This window comes from Streptomyces klenkii (assembly GCF_003626645.1).
GTDB lineage: Bacteria > Actinomycetota > Actinomycetes > Streptomycetales > Streptomycetaceae > Streptomyces > Streptomyces klenkii.
Window position 1 is genome coordinate 149,663 of record NZ_RBAM01000010.1, and the last position, 23,824, is coordinate 173,486.

The window sequence follows — 23,824 nt, forward strand, 5'->3', positions numbered from 1 at the left end:
ACGCCGGGAGGCGTGGACCGACCGGGCAGGAGTCAGCAGTGGCCGCAGTACCGGCCTGTCACGGCCAGCCCTGCTTCACCTTGGCGGGAGCGGTGTTCCAGCTCTTGGGGATGAACGTGATCATGTAGGTTCCGCGGTCGAAGTCCGCGTACCCGGCTGACCAGTTCCGGAACTTGCTCTCGTATACGTGCATGGGGCCCAGGTCGCTGTTGGGCGCGTGGTAGTGGTTGCCGTGGGTCCATATCGTCTTGTCGGCATCCGCTTCGGTCTGAGCCCCGAACCAGCCGTAGTCGAAATTGACCCAGCTTTCGCCAGGGCGGGCGGGGCTGCGCGGGATGCTCCTGTCCTTCGACATGTCGACCAGGCCGGTACCCTGGTCGGGACGGAAGGCTTCCGGGTCGCCGTACTTCCTCTTGTCAGAGAGGCCCCGCTGGTTCTGTCCGCTCCAGAAGTGCTTCGAGTAGATCACCGCCTTCATCTTGGACGGGTCGTAGTTGCCTCCGTCCCGCTCTTTGAAGGCCGGTGTGTTGCGCAGCGCCGAGTAGAAGTTCGAGCGGGTGTCCTCCTGGAGCAGAGCGTCATTGTTGTTCGTGAGCTCTGTCTTGAGGTTGTCGATGTACGTCCCCTCGTCGTGGGCGTTTTCCAGGGCCTTGTTCATGAGGGACGCCACGTCACGCGCCCGCTTGAAGCCCTTCCCCTCGTCGAAGCTGTCCTTGGCGATGCGGCCCTCGAACTCCGCCCGCGTCTCGTCGGGTCGTGGGCTGGTGTTCTTGAGGTCGTTGTTGTACTTGTTCTCGTCGAAGTACGCGAACGCCAGCTTGTTCGTCGGGTAGGGGCCCGAGTTGGCCCAGGTGACGCCGACGCAACCGTAGGACAGCTTCTCTCGCTGCTCTTCGGTCATTTGCTGCTTCTTGCCGTCGCGGTGGCTGTATTCCTGCTGCCACTTGCGTATGTAGTTGTTGACGACCGTGGTGGCCCTGCCTCCGTAGGCCCGGTACGCGTCAGGCATCCTGTCGAGCGGCTCGGCGGGAGGGGTTTCCCTGTCGTCGACGGAGTCGGGGGTCCGGGAGAAGGAGCCGGCGCTCGGCGGTTGCCCCGGAGTCAGAGCGCTTTCGTTGAGCGCGTTGATGTTCTTGACGTCGTTCGCCGTCAGACCGTGTGTTGCGGCGTAGGACCCCTTCTCATCCTTGTCGCCGCTGTCGGCGGCCTGGCTGACCGACGGGATGAGACCGGCGGTGCATACGACTGCACCCACGGTGGCGAAGGCGAGGAATCTCCGATGTTTGCGCATGGAAATCAACAACTCCCTTGTTGAAAGGTCGTGAAACGAGGGCATGCGAGAGCACGACGCGATGGAGGGGTTTGCGGCGAGCTGCCGCTCAGGGGCTTGGCCGCGCCGTCCTGCGGCGCGCTCATCGCCGGTCGTGACCGTGGTGGCCACCGGGCGGGGGCCAACGCGACTCGGTCGCCGGCCCGGCGTGTGAGCTGATCGGCCGGGCAGGGCGGGGCCGGTGGCTCGCTACATCAGGGTCGTCGCCGAGGCGACGACGCGGGCCCGGCCCGGGTGGTCGGGGTCGCCGTAGCGGACCTCGACGCGCGGGTGGGAGCGCATGAACTCGGTGTCGACCAGTCGGACCTGGCCGGGGTGGGCGACCGTGCGTACGGCGATGTCCGTGTCGAGGAAGAAGCTGAACTCACGCGTAGCCGGGGCGTAGACGAAGAACTTGCCGCCCTCGAACTTCTGCCGCGCGACGTCGTCCGTCAGGACCAGGGACCAGAAGCCCACACAGTGGCCCGCGGGACACATGAACCGGAAGTCGGCCCGCAGGCCGTCCAGTTCCATCCAGCGGAAGGGGTTGCCGTCGTCCGCCTTGATCGGGGCGGGGGTGGTGGCGGCCGCAGGGGCGGTCGTGTCCGGGGTGGCCGCCTGGGCCCCCTGGGTGAGGGGCAGGGCGAGGGCCGCGGTCACGGCGGCGGTGGCGAGGGTGCGGAGAACGGTTCTGCGTATCACTTCTCGTCTCCCGGATGAGTGATCGGGTCGATACGAGCAGTGATCATGTCCTTCGTGTTAACTCCCCCGCAACATCACGGCTTCAAAACCGGCCAATCCGCCACTAAGGCGGTATTTGGCCACGCATCAGATCCGGCCCAGAGTGCCGTTCCGGCCAACGGCGTCGGGCGACTGACCTGCTGCGTAAGGAGCCGTGGAAGCCCACGGGGTCCCATGGCCTCCACAACCTTGTGGCCGCCTGTCGGGTAGCGGGGCCATCGGCCGACGCGGGGCCGGCAAGAAGCGTCATCGAGAGTGCCGGCGCAACGACGGTTCCCCCTGCGTGATGCGGCCGGTCTACTCGGTGTCCGCCGGGAGCTCTACGGGGTACTGCGCACCGAAGTCGGCGGAGAGGGAGACGGCCTGCCAGGCTTCGGCCTCGGCGATCTGCTGCCGCGAGTAGGCGAGAGCCATCCGGGCCGCGTTCGCACCCAGGGGCAGGTGGGTGGGGAGATGGTCGCGCTTGACCATGCGTACGAGGATGCCGGCGGCGCGGTCCGGGTCACCGGCGGTGCGGCTGCCGCGGGCCCGGTCGTTGAAGGCGCCGACGGTCGCCTGGTACTCCGGCGGGACGTCCTGGACACCCATGGAGGCTCCGGCCCAGTCGGTGGCGAAGCCGCTGGGCTCGACGACCAGGTAGCGGATGCCGAACGGCGCGGTCTCGGTGGCGAGCACACGAGTGAGGCCGTCGATGGCGAATTTGGCGGCCTGGTAGGAGCCCAGGCCTGCGCTGCCGCCCACCCGGCCGCCGATTGAGGAGAACTGGACGACGATGCCGCCGCCCTGGGCCTTCAGCAGGGGCAGTGCCGCCTTGGAGACGTTGTACACGCCCCAGAAGTTCGTCTCGAACTGGCGACGGAAATCGTCCTCCGGAGCCGTCTCGACCGGGGCGACGTTCGCATAGCCGGCGTTGTTGACGACCACGTCGATGCGGCCGAAGCGGTCACGGGCGGCGTCGAGTGCGGCCCTGGCCGCTTCGGCGTCGGTCACGTCGAGCGCGACCGGGAGGACCCGGCCGCCGAACCGCTCGACCAGGTCGGCGAGCTGTTCCGGCCTGCGCGCAGTGGCGGCGACCCGGTCACCCGCTTCCAGGGCGGCGACCGCGAGGGAGCGGCCGAAGCCGCGGGAGGAACCGGTGATGAACCACGTCTGGGGTGCCATACAGATAGCAAAACACCGTTGCGTTAATAGCGCAACCTCGTTGCGTTAGGATGTCCGCATGGCCAGCCGCAGTCAGCCCACGAGAGCCCGGAGCCCCGAGGCCAAGCGCGCCCGTGAAGCCGCGATCCTCGCCGCGGCCACCCGCCTGGCCACGGCGAACGGCATCCGATCGGTGACCTTGACCGACATCGCGGCAGAGGTCGGCATGCACAAGTCGGCGATGCTCCGCTACTTCGAGACCCGGGAAGAGATCTTCCTCCGCCTGGCCGGCGCCGGGTGGGTGGAGTGGTCGCAGGCGGTACGCGAGCAGCTCGCCGGCATCTCGCCCGGCGCGGATGACGAGGACTCCGCGCATGCCGCGAACAGCGCGGACCGGGAGCCTCGCCTGCACGCGGCCGCCGGCCTGCTGGCCGAGTCGCTGGTCGGGCGACCCCTGTTCTGCGACCTGCTCGCCCACACGCCGATGACCCTGGAGCGCAACGTCTCTCTGGAGAGCGTCCGGTCCTTCAAGCTGATCGCCATCGCCGAGGTCGCGGCCGTGGGTGAGGCGCTGCGCCGCGTGGCCGCGCTGAGCCCGGCGCAGGCCGGTGACGTCGTCGCCACGGCCACGGCGATGGCAGGAGCCCTGTGGCAGATGGCCGCCCCGGGAACCGAACTGCGCCGCCTCTACGAGTCGGACCCGGACCTCGCTCACGCCGTCGTCGACGTCGCCCCCCGGCTGACGGGCATCCTGAGCGCACTGCTGCGGGGCTACAGCGCCGACAGCGCCGCGGAGTAGGCGGGGGCGTCACTCAAGCCGGGCGTTCCTGGGTGATCTCGACAGAGCTCGCGCGATACCCCAGCACCTCCGCGCGCCAGTGGACGGCCCTTGGAAGCTCCGCGGCGACGGCGCTTGTTGTACTGGCCGTCGAGAACTCATAGGGCGAACGGCTCAGTAATCCCAGTTGAGATCGGCCCGGCTATCAGCGACATTACGTCGTCAGGTTGGAGACATGACGAGGGCCCGAGTCGGCATCTACTTGGGCCCTGTCTACCCCTTCGCCTGGATCACCGCACAGTGACTGAAACTGAACAGGAGCCATCCGTGGCCAACACTTGGCAGACCACCCCCGACGCTCGTGTCGAGGATCGGAGCAGGCAGGACCATCCCGATCACCCCGCGGCCTTCGACGATGCGGTGATACGCCAGGCCCGCAACTCCGCCGCGTTCTGGACCGCAATCGGCAACTCCCGCGGCCACGAGGTGATCCGCCGACGCAGCTTCCTCGCCGTGCTCGGCGGTGAGCGCGCCGGGACACGCGTCTTGTTGCAGGAGCCCGACTCCGACGCGGACGAGCTCGCCGAGCTGACCGAGTTGACCGGCCGATCGACCGGACCGGTGGACGTTGAAGATCCGTTCAGTTCCACCGACCTGAGTCACCTGGGCATGCGCAACTGGCAGATGCCGATCATGGTGCGCCCGCCCGGTCCTGTCCCCGCCCCCGCGATGGAGGTTGTCCGAGTCGACGGGACGCCCGAGCTGCGGGCTGCCGAGCAGATCGTGATCGAGGGCTTCGAGCTGACCAGATTCGCCCCCTACCGTCCCGGCGAGCTGTTCCCCACGACGCTGACCGAGCAGCCGGGCGTGGACGTTTTTCTCGCCGTCCTCGACGGCGAGGCGGTCGGAGCCGGTGTCACCGTCGTCCACGACGGGTACGGCAGCCACTACTGGGTCGGCACGCCGTCGGCGCACCGCTCCCGCGGCGCCGGGCGGGCCGTCATGCTCGGCTCGCTCGCGCCCATGGCGAACCTTCCGGTGACACTCACTGCCTCACGGCTCGGACGGCCACTGTACGAGTCGCTGGGCTACACCGCCGCCACCTCGTCGACCTGGTGGTCCTCGCAATGACCACTACCGAAGCGTGACGTAGCGCCCCCGGCGGAGGCGCCCAGGTCGCCCATGAGCCGGGCGGTCTCACGGACGGAGGACAGGTAGGCAGCACAGCGAGCCGCCGAGGTCCAGGGCGAGGGCGAGACGCTCCTCCGGAGCGGCGAGCACTCGCGGTGCCGTTCGGCGAACGGGCCGGGCAGCCTGGCCGGCGGCTCGCCGCGCCGCGTCGACGGCGTCGTCGGGCGGCCGGAGCCGGTAGCCGTCGCCGAGCGAGTCCAGCACGGACTCGGACGAGTCGCGGTGCAGCACCTTGCGCATCCGCGACTCGTACGTGCAGATCGTGGAGACGGCCGCCCTGGGCGGCTCCTCTCCCGGAGCGCGTCGACCAGGTTCGCGTCCCTGCATAACGGACAGCCGTCAGCCGACGAAGTCCTGCGCCCACCAGTACGTGCCGTTCGCGTCGATCGTCACGCCGACGCCGGTGTACTTGTGCTGGTCTTTCAGGATGTTCTGCTCGTGCAGCGGCTCCTTGATCCAGGCGTCGACCACCGACGGGGCGTCCTTCCAGAAGCCGCGGGCGCCCGCGGCGTTCTCGGCGGTCTCGCTGAACGGGCGCGAGTAGCCGTACTTGTGGAGCGAGTCCATCGTGCCGATGTAGTGGCCCTGCTGCTGGCGCCGGGCCTGCTCGTCGGCCGCGTCCTGGGCGGCGTGCTCGACGACGGGGTCGTACTCCAGGCGGGCCTTGCCGTGCTGCGCGCGGTAGTCGTTGACGAGGTCGAAGACCTGGCGTTGCAGCGACTTCGAGTCCGGGTTCGGATTCGGGTTCTGGCCGCCGCCGGAGAACTTCCAGACCTGGGACGCGGTGTAGTTGCAGCCGTAGATCTGCACCGGGGTGCCGTCACCGGTGTTGCCGCCGCGGACGTCCAGGCACTTGTTGGACTGCGGGTTGACCAGGACGTCGCCCTGGTAGCGGACCCACTTCTGGGCGGCGGTGCCGTTGCAGTCCCACAGCTGGACGGGGGTGCCGTCGGCGGTGCCGCTGGAGGCGACGTCCAGGCACTTGCCGAACGCGGTCATCGTGGCGCCGATCTCACCGGGCTGCTCGACGTACATCCACTGCTGGGACTCCGTGCCGTTGCAGCCGTAGAGCTGGACCGGGGTGCCGTTGTCCCGGACGCCGCCGCGGACGTCCAGGCACTTGCCGGCGAGCCCGACGAGAGGGCCGGCCTGCGCGGCCGCCTGCGCCGGTGCCGGCAGGACGGTGACGCCGACCGTGGCCAGGGCGAGGACGCCCCATATGTGGGAGGCCTTGAGCGACTTGTTGAGTGACTTCTTGGTCGACGCCTGCATGGGTCCCGTTTCCTCATCCTTCGAGTGACCCCGGGACGCAGCGGGCGCCCGGGGTGTTTGACTCGAGGAGGCTAGGAACCGGCGTTCAACAAACGGTCGACACGCGTTCGGCTACCGGTGTCGGACCGCTAGAGGGCGCCGTCCGCCCGGCCACAGGGTTGGTGGGGCCTGCGTCGAGGAGCGAGCGCGGCAGGACCTGGTCCCGCCGCCGCAGAGCGGCCCATGCCCCGCCCCGGGCAGCCGCCTCCGTCCGCCAGGATCGCGCCGCCGGGGGCGAGCAAGGGTGCCGCTGAATCGCCCTCCGGGCCCGGCCCGGTCGGCTTCGGAGGAGTCCAACGGCCCGTTGGCGAACATCCGGCGTACCGCGTCGCTGACCTCCCCCGACGGCCACGGCGGCGCAGACAGCGATCGGGGTCGCGTCGCTTCCCTGGGGGACGAGCGGCCATCGATCACACGTACGGGCCGAGGAAGTCCTGGAACTCGGTCCGGGTCATCGGCCCCGCACCGCGTGCCGCCACCTCACCCTCCCGGAGCAGGACGAAGGACGGGGCCCCGGTGACGCCGTACCGCTTGGTCGCCGCCGGGCAGCGGGTGATGTCGGCCTTGACGGCCGTCAGGCGGCCCGCGTACTCCTCGGCGATCCCGCCCATCACGAGGTCCATGGCCCGGCATGCCTCGATCGCCTTCGGCCACGTCCCGGAAAAGTACGCGAGGACCGGGGCACGGCTCACCCTGAGGATGAAATCGAACTCCTCGTCCTCCCGTGGCTGGTGGACCAGCTTTGCCATCCGAGCTCCTGACCTTGCGATTGGCCTTGTGATTGGCCTTGTGATTGGGCTTGTGATTGGGCTTGTGATTGGGCTTGCAATCGATGTACCGATGTGTTGACCACCATCATCACCCGTGAGGCATGGCTTCACTCGATCGGGTAAGCCGGTCCGCCGGCGAGGCCACAGCGACGTGCGACGCCGCGCCGCGCGCCAGCGCGAGGTCAAGCCGGACACCGTACGTCAGGCCGCACCGCGGTACGACCTGGCGGACTGACCCTCACCTCACGCCGGACAGCAAGTGAAGGCCCCGCGTTTGCCGGGCCTTCACCTGGTGGACGGCCTGATCAGGCTCCGTGGGGCACCGGAACCGAGGCCGGGGAATCCTGGTGGGGGAATTATGGCCTCCATCACTGTGGAACCTCGTCCCGAACTGGTGAGGTAAGCCTTACCCGCCCGGACTCGACGTCGGTTCCCAGCAGGCAAGTTGAGGGATCGGCTCGATACGCATGCCGGAACTCCGGTGGAGCCGACCGCCGGAGGCCGCCCGCAGCGCGGGCCTTGTCCACCACACACCGGAGTAGCCGTGCTGAAGAAACGCACCATCGCCGTCGTGGGAGGCGGTGCCGCCTGCACCGCGTTCCTCGCCGCATACGCCCGACGGCTGTCGGGCGACGTGGCCGGGGCGTCGGCAGATGTCATCGTCTTCGAACCGGGGAAGAGTTTCGGGCCCGGCATCGCCTATGCCGAGGACGCCGACACCGCCTTGCTCAACCGGCCCTACTCCGCCATGTCCGTGGACTACGGAGACCCGGGACAGTTCCGCCGCTGGCTCTACCGGCAACCCTCAGCCCGCGAAAGCAGCGATAACAACGAGGCCGGCGAGAACAGCGCGGGCAGCGCCCCGGAAGCCCGGCCCACGACGCGTTCGCACTTCGTCCCCCGCTCGCTCTTCGGTCAGTATCTGGAGAACGTCTTCCGTCAGTCGCGGGAGGACCTGCGGCTGCTCGGGTCGCAGGTGACGCTCGTGCCGTCGGCCGTCATCGACCTGACCGTGGAGACCGGGGCCACCGGAGGGAACCGAGGGAACGGGGGGACCGAGAGCCACGTCCTGACCACCGCCGACGGGGATCGCTTCGTCGCCGACGAGGTGGTCTTCGCGATCGGCGCCATCGCTCCGTCCGATGTCTACGGGCTCACCGGGAGCGCCGGATTCGTCGCCCAGCCGTACCCTCTCGTCAACTCACTGAGCCAGGTGGACCGTAGCGCGGAGGTACTGGTGCTGGGGGCCGGGCTGACGGCGATCGACGCGGCCGTCGTCCTGGCGGACGCCGGGCGCGAGCGCCGGATCACCCTCGCCTCGCGGTCCGGAAGAATCCCGGACGTGCGCACCGACCTCGGCACCGGAGAACTGCCGGAACTCATCGCAGGCGCACGCACGTTACTTGCTGAAGGCCGCGTCAGCCTCCGCAGCATCCATGAGCTCCTCGACAGCGCCCTCCGGCTGGGCGGAACCAGCATCCGCGAGGCGCTCCTCCCGTACACCGACGCCTGGTCCGCGCCCGAGCTGATGCGCCACCGGCTGGAGAACCCGCTGCCCGGCGGCCTCGCGCAGCGCTGCGTGGGTGCTCTCACCCCCTTCTACTCGGAGCTGTGGCGGTCCCTTCCGGACGCGAGCCGGCGCCTGTTCCTGCGGGACCACTACCGGACGTACAACTGCCTGCGCAATCCGATGCCGGTGACCAACGCGCACCGGCTGCTCGGCCTCCACGATGGGGGCCGGCTCGCCTTCGCGAAGGGCATCACCAGCGTCACGCAGACTGCGGGTGGCCGCTTCACCGCGACCTTCGCCGACGGGCGCACCGAACACTACGACGCGGTCGTCAACGCGGTGGGACGTACGAACAACACAGCCGCCGCGTCCGCCTCCTCGTTGACGTCCCGGCTGGTGCGCAACGGCACCTTCGTCTCGCACCCGCTGGGCGGCATCCGGGTCGATCCGGAGACCAACCAGGTGCGGGGTTCCGCGGGAGCGGCGTTCCCCCGGCTCTACGTGATCGGCGACCTGGCTTCGGGGGAGCACTTCCACGTGAGTTCCATGGAACTGGTGGCGCGGCAGGCGGCCAAGGTGGCGGGGCAGCTCGTACCGGCCCCGGACCGCCTCCTGGTGGGGGCCGTCGCGTGAAGCAGGCACCCGCACTTCCGCGGGGGCTGGCCGTCTGCCTGATGTCACTGGTCTTCGTGCCTCAGCTGGCGCTCGCCGCCTACGTTCCCGCCCTGCCCGCCATCGGCAGGTCGTTCGGGGTCGGGCCGGGCGGCACCAGCAGCTCGCTGGTCGGCTACATGGCCGCGTACGCGGTGTGCATGATCCTCACCGGCAACCTGGCGGACCGCTACGGCTCCCGACGCGTCCAGCTGACCGGGCTCGTCCTGTTCACGGGCGCGTCCGTGCTCTGTCTGCTGGCTCCCGTGTACGAGGTCTTCGTAGCGGGCCGGGTGCTGCAAGCGCTCGGTGCCGGTGCCGGCACGGTGATCTCCCGGTTGTGGGTGCAGCGGGCGCTGCCCGAGGAGCAGCGACTGCCCATGCTGACCGCGCTCTCCACCGTGATCGCGGTGACCCCCGCCGCGTCGCCGCCGCTGGCGGGCCTGGTCGTGGAACACACGTCCTGGCGTGCGCTGTTCGCCTTCATGGCCGTGCTCGGAGCGGTCACCGTCGGCGCGGTCGCCAAGTTCCTGCCGGCGGGCACGGGCACGGGCACGGCCGCCGAAACCTCAGGGGCCCCGGCCGCCGATCCCGTGCGGCCGCCGGGAGGCCTCGCCGGGCTGGGCAGGGCGTACCGCACGGTCCTCGCCAACCGCGACTTCACGGTGTTCGCCGGTGCCATCAGCCTCGCCTGGTGCACCTACTTCACCTTCACCACCTACTCCAGCGACCTGCTCCAGCTGCAACTGGGCGCCTCCCCCACCCTCTACGGAGCGCTGTACACCCTGGTGATCACGGGTTACGTGGCCGGCAGCACCACGGCGAAACGGCTGGGCAGGACGCGGTCGCTGGAGTTCGTCGCGCGCAGCGCCGCCGCGGTGGCGGCGGGTGCCGCCCTGCTGATGCCGGCCACGGTGCGCCTGTGGCCGCACAGCACTCTGAGCATCGTCCTGCCGATGGCGGTGTGCATGCTCGGCGTAGGAGCGCTGTTCCCCACCTGCCAGGCCGGGATGATGCGATACGAGGGCGAGTACGCCGGTGCCGCTTCGGGGTTGTTCTTCTTCCTCCAGATGGCATCGGGAGCCTGTTACACCGCCCTGACCGGCATCCCGGGGTCTCCCGATGCTTCGGCGCTCGCTCTGGCGATCGCCCTGCCTGCCCTGTCGCTGCTCCTGCTCTGCCTGTTCGCACTGCGAAGCCGGCCACGGGCAGGTCAGGAGGCTCTGACCGCCGTGAGCACCGGGCCTGTGAAGTCGAACAGCTCCTGATCGCCGGCCGCCGCCTCACGTAAGGCGGCGGCCGACCGGCTTTCGGAACACGCCTCAGCTGACGGTGAGACTGGCGTACTTGTAACAGGTCTGGCCGTTCTCGTCACCGTCGTGTTTACGGCCGACCATGACCTGCCCCGAGGGCGCCGTCGATGAGTTGCCGCTCTCCTTCCTGCAGTCGACCCAGCCACCGTGCGTCACCGTCACGGAGACGCCGGCCAGAGTGCCCGTGACGTTGAGCGTGCCTGCCACTGTCGCGCCGGCCTTCGCATCGATCGAACCGTGTGTCGTCAGGGTCTTGCCGACGGTAAGCGAGTCGTTCGCTTGAATCGGACCGTTCGCCGTCAGCAGGCCCGTGACGCCCAGCGTTCCTCCGACCGTCACATCATTCGTGGCCCTGAGCGTCCCCTCGACCGTAGCGTCCCCGGTGACATTCAGCGTGCTCCGCGCCGTCACCGCCCCGGTGACCTCCAGGGAACTCCTGGCGGTCACCACGTCCTTGGCATCCAACGCACCGTTCACCGTCAGCGAGGCCAGCCTCTGGTCCGTGACGCACACCGTGAGGTGGTCCCACCGCGTCACATACCCGCCGTCCGGCGTCGGCGTCACCGTCTTGAGTGCGAAGGCGGTGTCCCGCAGCACCGTGTCCGCCGGAACCTGGTACGCGCTTCCGCCGGCGATCGAGGGATCCGCGACGCGTCGGTCGTCCATGTACAGCTCGTGGTTGTCGCCCCGCACGTGGTGCCACTCCAGCCGCACCTCCGCGCCGGCGGAGATCCGCGTCGCCGGCGGGCCGCCGACGCTCTTGACGGCCACCAGCGCCCGCCCGATCCCCGGCGACGGGTCCGCCCCGCTCCGGAACGGGAACTTCGCGACCTCCAGCCTGCCGGTGTTGGGCGTGGCCGGGATCTCGCCCTCCGTCGTCGCCCACTCCTCGATGCCGATCCGGGCGACGCCTGTCTTGTTGCTGATCGCGATGTTCTTGAGGGTGATGTACAGCCCGTCGACGGTGACCTCGCTCGCCCCGCCGCTCGGCTCCACGCTGAACCGGACCTTCGACGAGTCCCCCGAGGTCTCGCTCGGCGTCTCCCCCGCCGCCGGGAACACCGCCGTCTCCGCCGTCGGCACGGCGACCAGGACGTCCGGCTGCGGGCCGACGATCGTCCACCCGGATTCCGGTTCGACGTACGGGGCGATGCCCTCGCCCGTGAGGGCGAGGTCCTGCGCGAGGGAGCCCACCGGCAGCACGATGGCGATCTTGCCGCAGCGCACCGGTGTGCTGCCGCTGTTGGAGATGACGAGGTCGATGGATCCGTAGGCCAGCTCGTCCTCGTTGCCGGAGTCCACCTTGGGCGGGCTGACGGTCAGCGGAGCGGGGACGGTCGTGAGTGCGTAGCTGAGCACGCAGGCGTGGGACTCGTCGGTCATCGGCGGTCTCCTTCGGTGTGGTCGGCGTCGCCGCCGGGGCGGAGGGTCAGGCGGCCGGAGCGCAGGGTGGGGGCGGGGTGCGGGTGGCGGGGTTCGCCGTCGGAGGCGTACGTGGTGGCCTCGCTCCACGTGGCGGCGGACTCGTTCTGTACCCAGGTCCACGTGCCGTGCCGGTCGGACGGGCGCGGCAGGACGAGCGCCGGCGGCTCCCCAGTGGCCCGTACGGCCGACGCGTCCGGCACGTACTCGCTCACCGGCAGCGGGCCGAGCCGGAAGGACACCGGGAGTTCGGCCAGGGGCGGCTCGACGAGCCGGGCCGGCAGCCGGACTCCGGCGGTCGGCAGGATGTCGGTGGTCGCGTGGACCGTGCCGCGCGGATCGGCGAGCACCGTCAGGAAGGCCGCGTCACGGTTCTCCGGGTCACTGCCCGGCACCCGGGCCGGGAGCGTCAGTGACGCGCCGGCGCCGATCGGGTCGAAGTAGTCCCGTGCTTCGCCGGGGAGTTCGGCCTCGCTCAGGACCGTGTGCAGGACGCGGTAGTCCGTGTCGCGGTGGGCGCCGTGGAAGTAGCCCACGAGCCCGTCCGCCAGCTCGTTGCGTTCGCCGAGCCGCACCGGCCAGCGGTAGCCGGGGTACGCGGGCGGCTCCGCCTCGCGCAGGTTCTCCCACGACGGGTCGGCGTAGGCCGGCCCGTCGAGGTCGATGCCGAACCGCAGGCGCATCAGGGCGAGCGGCCGCCCGACGAGCACGCTCGGGGCGTGCGGAGGCGCGGCGTCCCCGATCGGGGCGGTCGTGGACAGTGTGCGGTCGATGACGCTCAGCAGGGCGCGCAGGGCCTCCGGCCCCCGGTCCTGCGCGACCAGCGCGCTGAGGAAGCCGTGCAGGTGCGGATACCCCTCGCGCAGGTCGTCGATCGCGCGGTACTGCGAGTACGGCAGGGCGTGCCAGGTCACCTGCCGGATTCCGCTGGGTGGCAGGGTTGTGCGGAGCTCGCCGAGCGGGGCGCCGTCCGGTCCGTACGCGTACAGGGCCTGGTCGAGATGGGCGGGGACCAGCCACGCGGAGACGGGGGTCGCGTCCGGGTCGCTCGCCGTCGTCAGTGCTGCGAGGTCGTCCCTCGCGTCCAGCAGGGTGAAGCCGGCTCGCGCGGGCTGCGTGAGGCGCGGCGTGAGCTGTGTGAAGCGGTACCAGGTGGGTGGGTTGATGGTCCAGTGGCCCTGCCCGGGGTCGTTCGGGTCCTTCCACGAGGGCGTCAGCTCCTCGGGGAGCTCGGGCGCGAAGCGGCGCGCGGGCACGCCGACGCCGATGACGTCGCCCGGCTCGTTCCCGGCCGCGAAGGACAGGGCGCGGGGGTCCGGGAAGATGGCGGGCAGCGCGTGTCCGAAGCGGTCGATGACGGCGAGCCGTGCGAAGGCGAACTGTCCGGCGCGCAGCGGCTGGTAGAGGCTTTCGTTCCAGCCGGTGAACGGGCGCGGCAGTGCACCGGGGGCGGGTGGCAGGGTGCGTCCGGTCGCTTCGGTGAGCGCGGTGCGCAGGTCGGGCGACAGCTCGGTGTGGGGGTTGAGGGTCGCGGGGTGGGACCCGCGGGCGGCGAGCTGTTCGGTGAAGCCGACGAGGGGCTGGGAGAGCCAGTCGGCGTCGTCCTCGACCTGCCGGGCGAGGGAGCGCAGCGCGGCGGCTCCCGGTCCCGGGTGGGTGCGGGCGTACTGGCGCAGCGCGTCGGCCATGGTGTCGCGGGGTGCCGGGGTGAGGAACTGGCGGCCGCTGAGGGTGCGCGGGATCGTGTGGGCGCCGGTTCCCAGCCAGTGGTACTCGTTGCCGTCGAAGGCCCAGTTGTCGCGGTCGCTGTGGCTGCCGTCGGGGTCGCCCTGCCATTCGATGGGGAAGTAGTCGACCTTCCATTCGAAGAACAGGGGCTGCCAGGGCTGGCGCCACTGGGCGGTGTACGCGCCCGGCGTGCCGGCGGCGTTCGCGTACGGGTCGCGCATGGCTTCGGCGAGTGCCGTCACGTTCCCGGTGAAGCCGGTGGCCGTGGCGAGCGTGCGGGCGTTGGAGGACGCGAGGTGGAACAGCTCGCGCAGCAGGGCCGGCAGGATGCCGGGGAGCCCCTCGGGGGCCGGAAGGTTGGGCGGCTTGGGAGCCTGGGCTTCGGTCGCGGAGACCGGGCTGCCCGCCACCCTCACGCCGGTGATGAGCGCGTCCGGCCAGCGGCAGCCGAGCGGCGGGTCCTCGTCCTGCTCCGAGTCGTCGTACGCGCCTTCGGGCACGGCGTACGGGTCGGCGACGGCGGTCGAGTGCTCCGGGTCCGGCGGGAGGGGCCGGTCCTTCGTCCCCCGGATGACGACGACGGGGTCGTTGGGCCGGTGGTGGTCGGGCTGGACGGCGCGCTTGAGGACGACCTCGTCCTCGGGGAGGCCGTGGTCGCGCTGGTAGCAGCCGATGGCGGTGGTGAGGTCTTCGGGGGTGTCTCCCCAGGGGATCGCGGCGCGCAGCCGTGCCACCCGGTCGCGCTGGTCCTTCGCCGTCCTGGTGGCGTCCTGTACGAGTTTGTCGAGGTCGTCGCGGTACTTGCCCGCGGGCTCCCCCGGTGCGTCCGGCACCTTGGGCAGGTTGGCGGCCCACCACAGGTCGTACAGCCGGCGCTGTGCGGCGATGAGGTCCTGTAAGGCGGTGTCGTGCGCTGCCTGATCCTCATTGAGCTGGGCAAGGGCCTGTGTGTACGCGCTGCGTACCGCCCGGGGGCGGCGGCGCTTGCCACCCGGCGCGGCGGACCGCTCGGCAGCCTGCCCGGCGGGCTGTTCGGCGTCCTCCAGGACCCACGTGTATCCGCCCGGTTCGGGAGTGAACCACGAGGCGTGCAGCGCGCGTTCGGCCTGGAACTGGCCGTCCGGCTCGTCGAGCAGGTCGAGGACGCCGGAGTGCGCGGCGGAGATCAGGGCGGCCAGCTGGGGCGCGGATCCGGCCCTGCGGGCCGCGTACTCCGTGAGCGCCTTGCCGGCGTGTTCGGTGTTGTTGCCGACGGCGACAGTGACGTAGTCGGGCCGGTCGGAGGCGGGCATGCCGCTGCCCCGGCGCTGCCACTGCACGTCGAGGGCGGTGCCGTGGCAGACCGTGCGGGCGGAGTCGGGCGCGGTGCCCGTGGCCGTCCAGTTGAGGGCGGCCATCCGGGCGGCGAGGTCTCCGGCGAGCGGGTCGGCGGCGGGGTCGCTGTACCAGCCGGCGACCAGGTAGTTGAGCTCGTACGGGGTGTCGGGGTCGAGGTCGTCCGTACGGTCGTGCACGGAGAAGACGTCGGTGTTGTACGGCTGGTACGCGGCGAAGGTCGGCAGGCCGGGGCCGACCGCGGTCAGGAACAGGCCGCCGTCCGGCGTGCCGGGTTCGCTCCACTCCCCCGTTGCCAGGTCGACGCGGCGGCCGATGCGGGTGAGCCGGCCGTCGCGGTCCATGTAGGCGCTGGAGCCGTGCGCCGGGTGCAGGTAGTCGCTCTCGACGATCCAGCCCGTGTCGGTGCGTGTGCCCGCGGCGCCGACGACGGCCTGGCGGACGACGAGCCACCGGTTGGGTACGAGCGGGAAGACGGGGACGCCGTCGCCCTGGTCGTCCACACCGTGGGTGAGGGCCTCGGGCAGCTGCCAGTGCAGGTAGACGCCTTCGCGGCCGGGGTCCGCGTTGAAGGCCGTGTCGGTGTTGGAGAAGGCGGGCGGTTCGGGCGACAGGTTGAGCCGGGTGAGAGCGTAGTTGGCCTGCCAGCGCTGGAAGACCTCGGCGTAGCGGACGCGTTCGTTGACGGTCAGGGCCTCGATCTGCAAGGGGACGACGAGCGGCTGCGACTCGCCTCGGGAGCCGGGGGGTTGCCTCACTGCGCTGTCCTGCCCTTCCTTCGGTGTCGTGCGGGGGCGTCGGTGCCGTTCGGGGTCATCGGGCCTGCCCGCGGGTGATGAGCTGACGGCGGGGCGCGTTCACGAGCTGGACGGCGAGTCCGGCGGGACCGAACTCGGCGGCGGCCTGCTGGCCGAGTTCGGTGAGGCGGGTGCCGAGTTCCTTCAGCAGTCCGTCCGCGTCCGCGGGGCGCAGGTCAAGGACTGCGCGCCGGCCGGCGGGGTCGGGGCGCAGGTGGGCGTCGAGTCCGTCGCCGCCGGCGGGGTGCGGGAAGGCCTCGCCGTCGATCTGGCGGGCCACGCCGGGCGCGTCGACGCGCCGCAGGCCGATCACGCGCTTGTCGTCGAAGCTGGTGTCGACGCCGAACGACAGTCCCTCGGGAGGCTCGGCGAGCTCGATCTCGTCGGGTACCTGCTCGAAGAGGACGAGGAGGACGCCGGGCCCGAGGGCGTCCTGCCGCAGTACGGCGATGGGGGTACGGCTGTCGCCGGTTCCCCGGTACGGGCGGACGAGCAGCCCGGGGCACTCGTGCACGAGCGCGGACCGGATGAGCACGCCCGCGTGGCGATCCGGCTCGTCTTCGCCGCGGGCCCAGGGCGCGGCGATCCGGGCGAGGGCGGCGTCGGCCTCGCCGGTGATGGCGATGCCCGCCGCGCCGGAGACGAGCGCGGTGAGCCAGCCCTGGTCGACGTAGAACAGCCGCAGGGACTCGGCGGGCAGGGCGCGCTCGTCGGGCACGAGGTCGGCGAAGGGGACGTGGTGCAGCAGGCGCAGCCGCTGCAGCCACTCGCTGATGGGGGCCGCGGTGTCGGCGAGCTGGGCGGTGAGGGCGGCGCGAAGGGGCGCCGGTGGATCGGCGAGCAGTGCGGCGGTCGGCGTGGCTCGTCCGGCTCCGCGGCGTCCGGCGGTGGGGACGCGCTTGAAGGGGCCCGGCGGGGGCGTGTGACGGGTCTCGGCCGGGTGGGTGCCGGCGCGCAGGAGGCGGGCGGCCGCGCCGTCGGAGGCGAGGTCTTCGAGGAGGGTGCCGAAGGGGCGGGGAGCGAGGGCGCGGGTCGCTGCCTCCTGCGGCCCCGCTACGTCCAGCCCCACCGCTGCCAGCCGCTGTGCCAGCATCGCTGCCCTCGTGCGGGCTTTCGCGTGCCACGCGGTGAGCATCGCCGCGAAGTCCGCGTCCGCGAGGGCCAGCGTGCGGCCCAGGGTCCAGGCCGCGCCCCAGCCCGCGTCGAACAGGCCCCATGCCTTCTCGTACGCCATCAGCTGTGCGGCGCTCGTCCAGCCGGCTGCGGGCTGGTCCGGCAGCTGCTGGGCAGGCTCGGCAGTGAGGGGGCCGCGGTACCAGGCGACGCTGCGCTCACCGGTCTCCAGACCGTACGCCAGTGGCACGCGGCCCGATGCCAGCCGGGCGCGGGCCTCGGCGTACGCGGCGGGGTCGGCCCCGGCGGGGGGCTCGGGCGGCGGCGCGGGCGCACGCAGCAGCAGATCGCGTTGCTCACCCTCGGCGTCGAAGAGGAAGTGCCGCACCCGCCCCGGGAAGCCTCCGCCGGGCGCCGGGTTGCTGGTGAAGGACCAGCTGTGCAGTGCGGCGAGGCGGATGTGTACGTCGCCGGTCAGCAGCCCGTCGTCCGCGTCGGCGAGGATGGACCGGCAGCCTTCCAGTGCGACGAGGTGGGCGGCGTAGCGGACCTCGTGCTCGCGGTCGGGCAGGCGGTTGGCGAGGACGATCGCGTACGTGCCTTCGGCGAGCTGTTCACCGCGCAGGCCGGTGTCCGTGCGCACCTCGCGGACGTGGATCAGGTGCCGGAGTTCGTCGGTGCGGGGCACGATCGTGGCGAAGACGTCGCCGGGGATGTCGATGGTGCGGCAGGTTGCTGTGGGGTCGCCCTCGATCTGTGAGGGCGCGATGTGCGGGTGGCGTACGCCGTCCGCGTCGGTGAGCAGTTCCTCCGCCGTCATGGTCACGGTCAGGGCCGCGGACTCGGGGTCACCGGGCAGCTCGCCCTCGGCGAAGAGCAGCAGGGCCAGCCACGGCTCTTCCGCCGCCTCGGCCGTCTCGGGCTCGGGCTCGTCCAGGCGGCGCATCCACGGCAGGAGCGGATCGGTGAGGGTGAGGTGCGCGAGGGTCGTGGAGTAGTCGGAGCGGGCTTCGGGCGCCGGGTTGACGGCGTGCACCCTTTCCTCGGCGAGCGCGAATTGCGGGGCGCGGACCTCGAAGGTCTCCTCGGTGTCGGCGAGGTAGCCGCCGGTGTCCACGCCGGGCAGGGTCTGGGTGGCCTTCACGCGGTAGAGCCCGGCGTTGATGGCCGGTTCGCGGTTGTCCTGGAAGCGCAGGACGAAGCCGGGGTCGTCGGCCGGCGCGGGAGCGCGGCGCTGGTCCGTCATCGGGCGGCCCCTTCGGAGGCGGTGTCGGCGAACACGGTGTAGAGGGCGGCGGAGGCGACAGTGCCGGACGGCAGCGGCCAGTGTGCGGTGGCGACCGGCGCGTTGTCGTGGATCTCGATGACGGTCACGCTCGCGTCGTCGCAGGCGACGAAGGCGCGGGTGGCGTCCGGGGTGAAGGTGACGGACAGGGGGCGGGCGTCGAGAGGGAGTGCGCCGAGGAGGTCGTCGCCGCTGACGACGGAGACGGCGGCCCCGTGCAGGACCCAGGCGCGGGCGGCGGGGTCGAGGGCGAGGGAGCGGGGGTCGGGGCCGACCGCGACGTCGTGCTCGGCGATCGTGACCGGTGTCGAGCCCGTACGCTCGTAGAGCGTCACGACATGCCCGCTGTCGCCGGTCTTCCGCAGGACGACGGCGCGACGGGCGGAGCCGGTCAGCATGGCCAGCGCCGTGCCGTGCACCGGGAAGTTGTACGGCGCGTACCAGACGCCTGGTGCCGGCACCGGCGTCACCTGCACCTGCCCCTTGGTCCCCGCCGCGGCACCGTAGACGTACACCCGTCCCGGCTCCCCGGGGGTGACGAACGTGGGTGTCGCGGGGCCGTAGACCACGCCGAGCTTCTCACCGGTGGAGGTGTCGTACGTGAGGGTCTTGGTGCCGTCGTTGGCGTTGACGTACAAGCGGCCCGCCTCCACGTCGACCGCGATGCCCCCGAAGGCTTGCACGTCTTGATGTTCGACGTCCGTGCGGATGGGCTCGGTGCCACCGGTCAGATCGACAGCGGCAGCCGCAATGTACGCCGGACGGGCCACGACCGCCCGGGAGCCGTCCCGCTTGACCGCGAGGACCGTCGGCTGCCCGGCCAGCTGGATGCCGGTGCGCGGCGCGCGTACCTGCTGGGCGATGACGTCGATGACTGCCAGCTCTCGCGGGTTCGTCCCGGCCGCGTACAGCGTCGCGCCGTCCGCCGAGGTCACCGCGAGGTACGGGCCGGGCTGCCCGACGGGGACGCGGCCGACGACGGTCGCGGTGTCCGGGTCGACGGACAGAACGGCCCCGGTGGTGTCGTCCAGGACGAGGACCACGGGCCCGGGGGCGGGCGGTGCGGGGTCCTCGGTGAGCAGCAGCGGGTCCGCGTCGAGTCCGGCGGTACGGGCCTGCTCGGCGTAGGCGCTGACCGTGCCGTTGGGCAGGGGGATGTCGGGGCAGAGACCGGCGAGGACTGTGTGCATGCGGGTGCGGGCGGAGCCGGCCGCTAGGTCGGCGATCCGGTCGGCGAGGACTCCGACGCCCGCGCCGAGTGGTGCGGCGAGTTCGACGGGCGAGCCGGTGGGGCCGGCGTGCGGGTCGAGCGGCAGCGCGGCGTCGTCGGGGAGCTTCTCCCAGGAGAGGTCGCGTTCGGCGATCGTGCCGAGGTCCTGGCCGTTGATTCGGGGCGGGGGCACGGTGACGCGCAGCCCGGTGAGGTGGTCGAGGAGCGGCTCCTGGCCGAGGGCCTCGTCCTGGGGGACGTCCGGGTCGCCCCAGAGGGCGAAGGGGACGTTGCCGTGCTCGGCATCGATCTGCCACTTGTCCTCGTTGGGCAGTGAGCGCCAGGAAGCCACCTGCCGGCGGCGTGTGTCGCTGTACTCGACGGTGACGTGCAGCAGTCCGTCGATGTCCTTGACCTTCATGGGCCGGATGTCGACGGTGTCGCTGCCCTCCGGATCACGCGCGTTGAACCGGGCCCGCGCGGTGGGGACGGCGGTGGACACGGCGAAGGAGAAGCCCGCGGGATCGGCGAGCCAAGGCTCCTCACCGGCATCGATCCGCGCGGCCCGCAGCACGGGGTCGGCATCGGAGTCGGTGAGCAGCCCGGTGAGTGCGTGCGCGGTGAGCGGTGCCTCGGGCGGCAGGAGCTGGTCCCGGAACTCGCCCCAGGTGAGCGGGTCCGGACCGGACAACGCGGCGCCGAACTTGACGGTGACCTTGATGAACACGAACTTCGCGGTGACCGTGCCGCCCGTGGGCGGCCCCCACAGGTCGAGCGAGGCGCCGATCTCGCCGCTGACGGTGAACAGCAGCTTGACGCGGGCGCCGACACGTACGGAGATTCCGGCGCGGAAGTGCAAGGGCGCCCACTGGATGAGCAGGTTGGCCTGCGCGGTCAGCCAGGCTTCGACGTTCCCGGCCTTGAAGCGCACGTCCAGCGAGCCGCCCGCCATCACGGCGTTCGGGGTCAGTGCGAAGTAGGCGCCGCCGCTGACGGTGACGGCGGAGCCGACGGACCAGGTGAAACCCAGGCGCGGTACGACCGGGAAGTGCGACGGGACCGGCTTGTAGTCGGGGTGGTAGCCGCCGACGGTGAGGACGAAATCGCCGGCGTGCGCGCTCGGCCCGAACCAGGAGCAGAAGGCGAAGCCGCCGGTGAGCACGCAGGACGGGTCGATGACGTAGGAGTCCACGAGCTGGGCGGTGGCGGCGAACTCGCCGCGCGCCGACTGGTAGACGATGCGCAGGTCGACGCCGATGCGCGCGTATTTCCTGGTGCCCTTCTTCGGGAAGCTCGCTTCGGCGCGTCCGATCAGGGCGAGGGTGAGCGCGTTGCCGGCTTCCAGCAGGAGCAGGACGCGCGCCTGCACGAACTCGAAGGATGTGAAGTCGATGCCGCCGGCCAGCCAGATCTGCCCCTCGGCGGGGCTGACCCAGGGTTTGGGTCCGCCGGTGAGCAGGGGCAGTGCCTTGAGCGGGTCGTCGGGCAGGTCCCCGTCCAGCCCGGAGACGAGCGGGAAGGCGGAGATCTCGGCCTGCTCGGGTACGCGGACGCTGCTGTTGTAGCCGAAGCCGAGGGCGAAGGCGGTGACGCGGAACGGTGGCGGGCCGCCGAACGTCCCCGTGAGCCTGCCGAAGGCGAAGAACGAGGTCATGCCGTCGTCGCGGCGCTGGTACGCGCCGAGTGCGAGTGCCCCGAACGTGGGCATCTCGACGACGAGCATCCCTTCGACGAGGACCTTGTAGTGCTCGGGCGGGGGCTGCCGGTTGGCGAGCGTGCCGGCGATGTGCAGCGGGTTGCGGCGCAGGTCGACGGAGAGCCCTTGGAGGCGGGGTTCGGCACTCATGGTGTCGAGGTCGAGGGCGATGCCGAGGCCGATCACCCCGAGGGTGAACCCGGCGGCGCCCATGCTCGCGTCGAACATCACCAGCGCCTTGCCGGAGTCGAATCCCGCTCCGATGCGTTGCAGGTGCAGCGGCCCGAAGGAGCGGCCGATATCGACCCAGGAGGCGGATTCCGGGCCGCCTGCGCTGGCGTTCCTTACCGCCAACTGTTTCTGGCCGCTTGCGCTTGCGTTCCCTACCGCGAGCTGCTTCTGGCCGTCTCCGCCGAAGGAGACGGCGAGGGGGTCCTGGGCCTGGCCCGCGATCTCGTACGGGAGGGTGAGTACCGCGCCCTTGGGCAACCCGGAGCCGGTGTCCGGCAGCTTGCCGCCGGTCCAGCCGACGGCCTCCAGGTCGGCGTTGACCTGCTGTACCTGGGTGGTGGTCAGCGCGTTGCCCGTGACGAGGAACTGGATGCCGGTGAGGCCGACGTCGGCGCTTTCCGGGATTTGACCGCCGACCAGCGGGAGCTGGGACAGCTTGGTGGGCGTGAGGTCGGAGAGGTTCGCGGCGACGAGCAGCACGAGGGCGCGCGGGGTGCCGGGCACGGACGCGACGACGATGCCGCCGCCCGCTTCGGTGGTGGCGGCCAGCAGCAGTCGCCCGGCCCTCGTCTCGTAGCGCAGGCCGACGGAGGTCAAGGTGGGCAGGAGTCCGGCAGGGACCCCGGCCGGGACCGGCAGCCCGAGCGCGGCGGCGATTTCGCGGGAGGTGATGCCGGGGGTGCCGGTCCAGCGGGCGGTGAGGGTCCGTCCGGCGGGGTCGCCGGTGTAGTCGACGGCGAATTCGAGGACGCGCTCGGTCTCGTCGTCGAGCGGGACCGTGAGGCGCAGGATTCCGGAGACCTGGGTGCTGCCGCCGTCGCGGTCGGTGACGACGGTCACCGTGAGGGCGAGCGGGGTCTCGCCGACGGTGAGGGTGGTGGTGCAGGCGAAGGTGAAGCGGCCCCGGGTGTCGAAGGCTACGGCGAGTTCCTCGATGGTGAGGTCGCGCAGGGCTTCGGGAACGTCGATGCCTAAGTGGCTCATGACGGCGGCCGGCTGCAAGGCGACCGCGTGTGCGGTGAAGGCCCACCCGTCGGCCGAGGACCAGGTTCCGGCGACGTCCAGCACGCCCTCGTCGAGCGTCCACCGCGCCGCGAGCCCGGCGAGGGTGAGCCCGGCCTGGTGCGAGACGGTGAGCACGACCTGGTCGAGTCCGATGCCGGGGACGACTTGCCAGACGTCGGTGAGGGCGAGGCCGAGTCCGTAGCCCCGGTTTTCCGCGGCGGAGGCGAGTTCGGCCCAGAGGGTGAGTTCGCTGACCGTGAGGGTGGTGGGGAGGGGCAGGCCGGGGAAGCGGTCCTGGAGGAGCCGGCCGGCGTCGACGGGGGCGGAGAGGGTTCCGGTCAGGGCGCGGTCGGGGAGGCAGACCTCGATGTCGACGCCGATGTCGTCGGCCAGTTGGACGTGGCCGCCGAGGGTGGCGAGGAGCCGGGGGCCGGAGAAGGGACGCTGCACGGTGAAGTCGGCGTACAGGCCGCCGACGGTGACGCCCTCCAGCGGCTCCCAGGAACGGCCGAGGTCGACGCTGAGCGAGACGGACAGCATGCCGTCGTCCGCGCCGGCCGCGAGCCCTGAACCGCTGGTCGCGAGCCCGGACCCGCTGGTCGCGAGCGCGGAACCATTGCCCGCGGCGTAGGCGATCGCCACTCCGGTCAGCGCGAGACCGCTGTCCGGCGCGACGTCGGGGGGCAGGTCGAAGCCGCCCGTGCCGACCGCCGCGAACGACCTCAGCGCGTCCAGCCCGGTGAGCGGTACGGGCGCGAAGCGCGCCCCGAGCCGCCAGATCGCGCCGGTCTGCGGCGGATAACCCCACACGTACGGCTTGAGGGCGGCCTGCGCGTCGGGGAAGTCGAGCTCGGCGCCCACACCGGTGAGGGCCTCGGGCTCGTCGTTCAGCCCGGGCTCGGCACCGAGCACCAGATGGAGCGTGCCGAGCCCGAACCGCTCCAGCGGGACCAGTGCGTCGCGCAACTGCTTGGGCAGGTCCTGGGATCCTGGCGGCAGGGCCGCGTCGATCCGCACTCCGACGACCGTCGTCCCGGCGTCGTCGGCGAGGAAGTGCACGGCCGTACGGGCATCGGTGCCGCTCGCCAGCCCGACCGTGCCGGCGGCCGTGAGCCGGGCCGCGTCGATGTCGGCCTCGCGCACGTGCAGCACACCGTCCGCCAGGTGCTCGGTGAACAGATCGGCAGCCGGGGGGAGTTCGAGGTATTCGGGTGTGACGGTGAGCTCCCGCTGCTCCTGCGCGGCCCGAAGGGTCGCGCGCAGCGTGTCGACGGACAGCGCCATCGCA

The 23,824-nt window shown here is 71.4% G+C and carries 14 protein-coding genes; 4 read left to right on the forward strand and 10 right to left on the reverse strand.

All coding sequences use genetic code 11. From position 1 onward, the window contains the following. Positions 1-58: 58 nt before the first annotated feature. The 3 genes from D7231_RS24140 to D7231_RS24150 form a co-directional block, all read right to left on the reverse strand. Positions 59-1,291, reverse strand: a complete 1,233-nt coding sequence (locus tag D7231_RS24140; RefSeq protein ID WP_120757634.1) for a protein-glutamine gamma-glutamyltransferase — start codon at positions 1,289-1,291, stop codon at positions 59-61. A 228-nt stretch (positions 1,292-1,519) separates the two neighbouring features. Then, entirely contained in the window at positions 1,520-2,011 is a 492-nt protein-coding gene (locus tag D7231_RS24145) for a hypothetical protein (protein WP_120757635.1), read from the reverse strand. Positions 2,012-2,347: 336 nt separating this feature from the next. Further along, positions 2,348-3,211: an SDR family NAD(P)-dependent oxidoreductase gene (locus tag D7231_RS24150; protein WP_120757636.1), complete on the reverse strand. Its 864-nt coding sequence runs from the start codon at positions 3,209-3,211 to the stop codon at positions 2,348-2,350. 58 nt (positions 3,212-3,269) lie between these two features. Between D7231_RS24150 and D7231_RS24155 the strand changes: the two genes are divergently transcribed. Both D7231_RS24155 and D7231_RS24160 read left to right on the forward strand, forming a co-directional pair. Beyond that, complete coding sequence (locus tag D7231_RS24155) at positions 3,270-3,989, forward strand: TetR/AcrR family transcriptional regulator (RefSeq protein WP_120757637.1); 720 nt, start codon at positions 3,270-3,272, stop codon at positions 3,987-3,989. A 306-nt stretch (positions 3,990-4,295) separates the two neighbouring features. Next, complete coding sequence (locus D7231_RS24160) at positions 4,296-5,099, forward strand: GNAT family N-acetyltransferase (protein ID WP_241999892.1); 804 nt, start codon at positions 4,296-4,298, stop codon at positions 5,097-5,099. A 66-nt stretch (positions 5,100-5,165) separates the two neighbouring features. Here D7231_RS24160 and D7231_RS24165 read toward each other — a convergent pair whose 3' ends face one another. The 3 genes from D7231_RS24165 to D7231_RS24175 form a co-directional block, all read right to left on the reverse strand. Beyond that, positions 5,166-5,399, reverse strand: a complete 234-nt coding sequence (locus tag D7231_RS24165) for a hypothetical protein (protein ID WP_120757638.1) — start codon at positions 5,397-5,399, stop codon at positions 5,166-5,168. Positions 5,400-5,498: 99 nt separating this feature from the next. Then, on the reverse strand, positions 5,499-6,431 hold the full coding sequence (locus D7231_RS24170; protein ID WP_120757639.1) for a CAP domain-containing protein: 933 nt from the start codon (positions 6,429-6,431) through the stop codon (positions 5,499-5,501). A gap of 449 nt (positions 6,432-6,880) precedes the next feature. Next, on the reverse strand, positions 6,881-7,219 hold the full coding sequence (locus D7231_RS24175; RefSeq protein WP_120757640.1) for a thioredoxin family protein: 339 nt from the start codon (positions 7,217-7,219) through the stop codon (positions 6,881-6,883). Between the two features lie 565 nt (positions 7,220-7,784). On the opposite strand from D7231_RS24175, the gene D7231_RS24180 reads away from it, so the two are divergent. Together D7231_RS24180 and D7231_RS24185 are read left to right on the forward strand one after the other, a co-directional pair. Further along, the gene (locus D7231_RS24180; RefSeq protein WP_158673814.1) at positions 7,785-9,383 is read left to right on the forward strand and encodes an FAD/NAD(P)-binding protein; all 1,599 of its coding nucleotides are present in this window, start codon (positions 7,785-7,787) and stop codon (positions 9,381-9,383) included. Next, positions 9,380-10,669 (forward strand): MFS transporter, encoded by a 1,290-nt coding sequence (locus D7231_RS24185; RefSeq protein ID WP_120757642.1) that lies wholly within the window; start codon positions 9,380-9,382, stop codon positions 10,667-10,669. Before D7231_RS24180 ends, D7231_RS24185 begins: the two co-directional genes overlap by 4 nt. Positions 10,670-10,723: 54 nt before the next feature. Here D7231_RS24185 and D7231_RS24190 read toward each other — a convergent pair whose 3' ends face one another. The 4 genes from D7231_RS24190 to D7231_RS24205 are packed head-to-tail and all read right to left on the reverse strand — an operon-like array spanning position 10,724 to position 23,820. After that, positions 10,724-12,097 carry a bactofilin family protein gene (locus tag D7231_RS24190; RefSeq protein WP_199739441.1) on the reverse strand — a complete coding sequence of 458 codons (1,374 nt, stop codon included), beginning with the start codon at positions 12,095-12,097 and terminating at the stop codon, positions 10,724-10,726. Next, a complete protein-coding gene (locus D7231_RS24195; protein WP_120757643.1) occupies positions 12,094-15,957 on the reverse strand; it encodes a hypothetical protein in 3,864 nt (1,287 codons plus the stop codon). The genes D7231_RS24190 and D7231_RS24195 overlap by 4 nt, the downstream gene beginning before the upstream one ends. A gap of 55 nt (positions 15,958-16,012) precedes the next feature. Next, a complete protein-coding gene (locus D7231_RS24200) occupies positions 16,013-18,355 on the reverse strand; it encodes a hypothetical protein (protein WP_120757644.1) in 2,343 nt (780 codons plus the stop codon). After that, a complete protein-coding gene (locus tag D7231_RS24205; RefSeq protein WP_120757645.1) occupies positions 18,352-23,820 on the reverse strand; it encodes a DUF6603 domain-containing protein in 5,469 nt (1,822 codons plus the stop codon). The genes D7231_RS24200 and D7231_RS24205 overlap by 4 nt, the downstream gene beginning before the upstream one ends. Between the last annotated feature and the right edge of the window lie 4 nt (positions 23,821-23,824).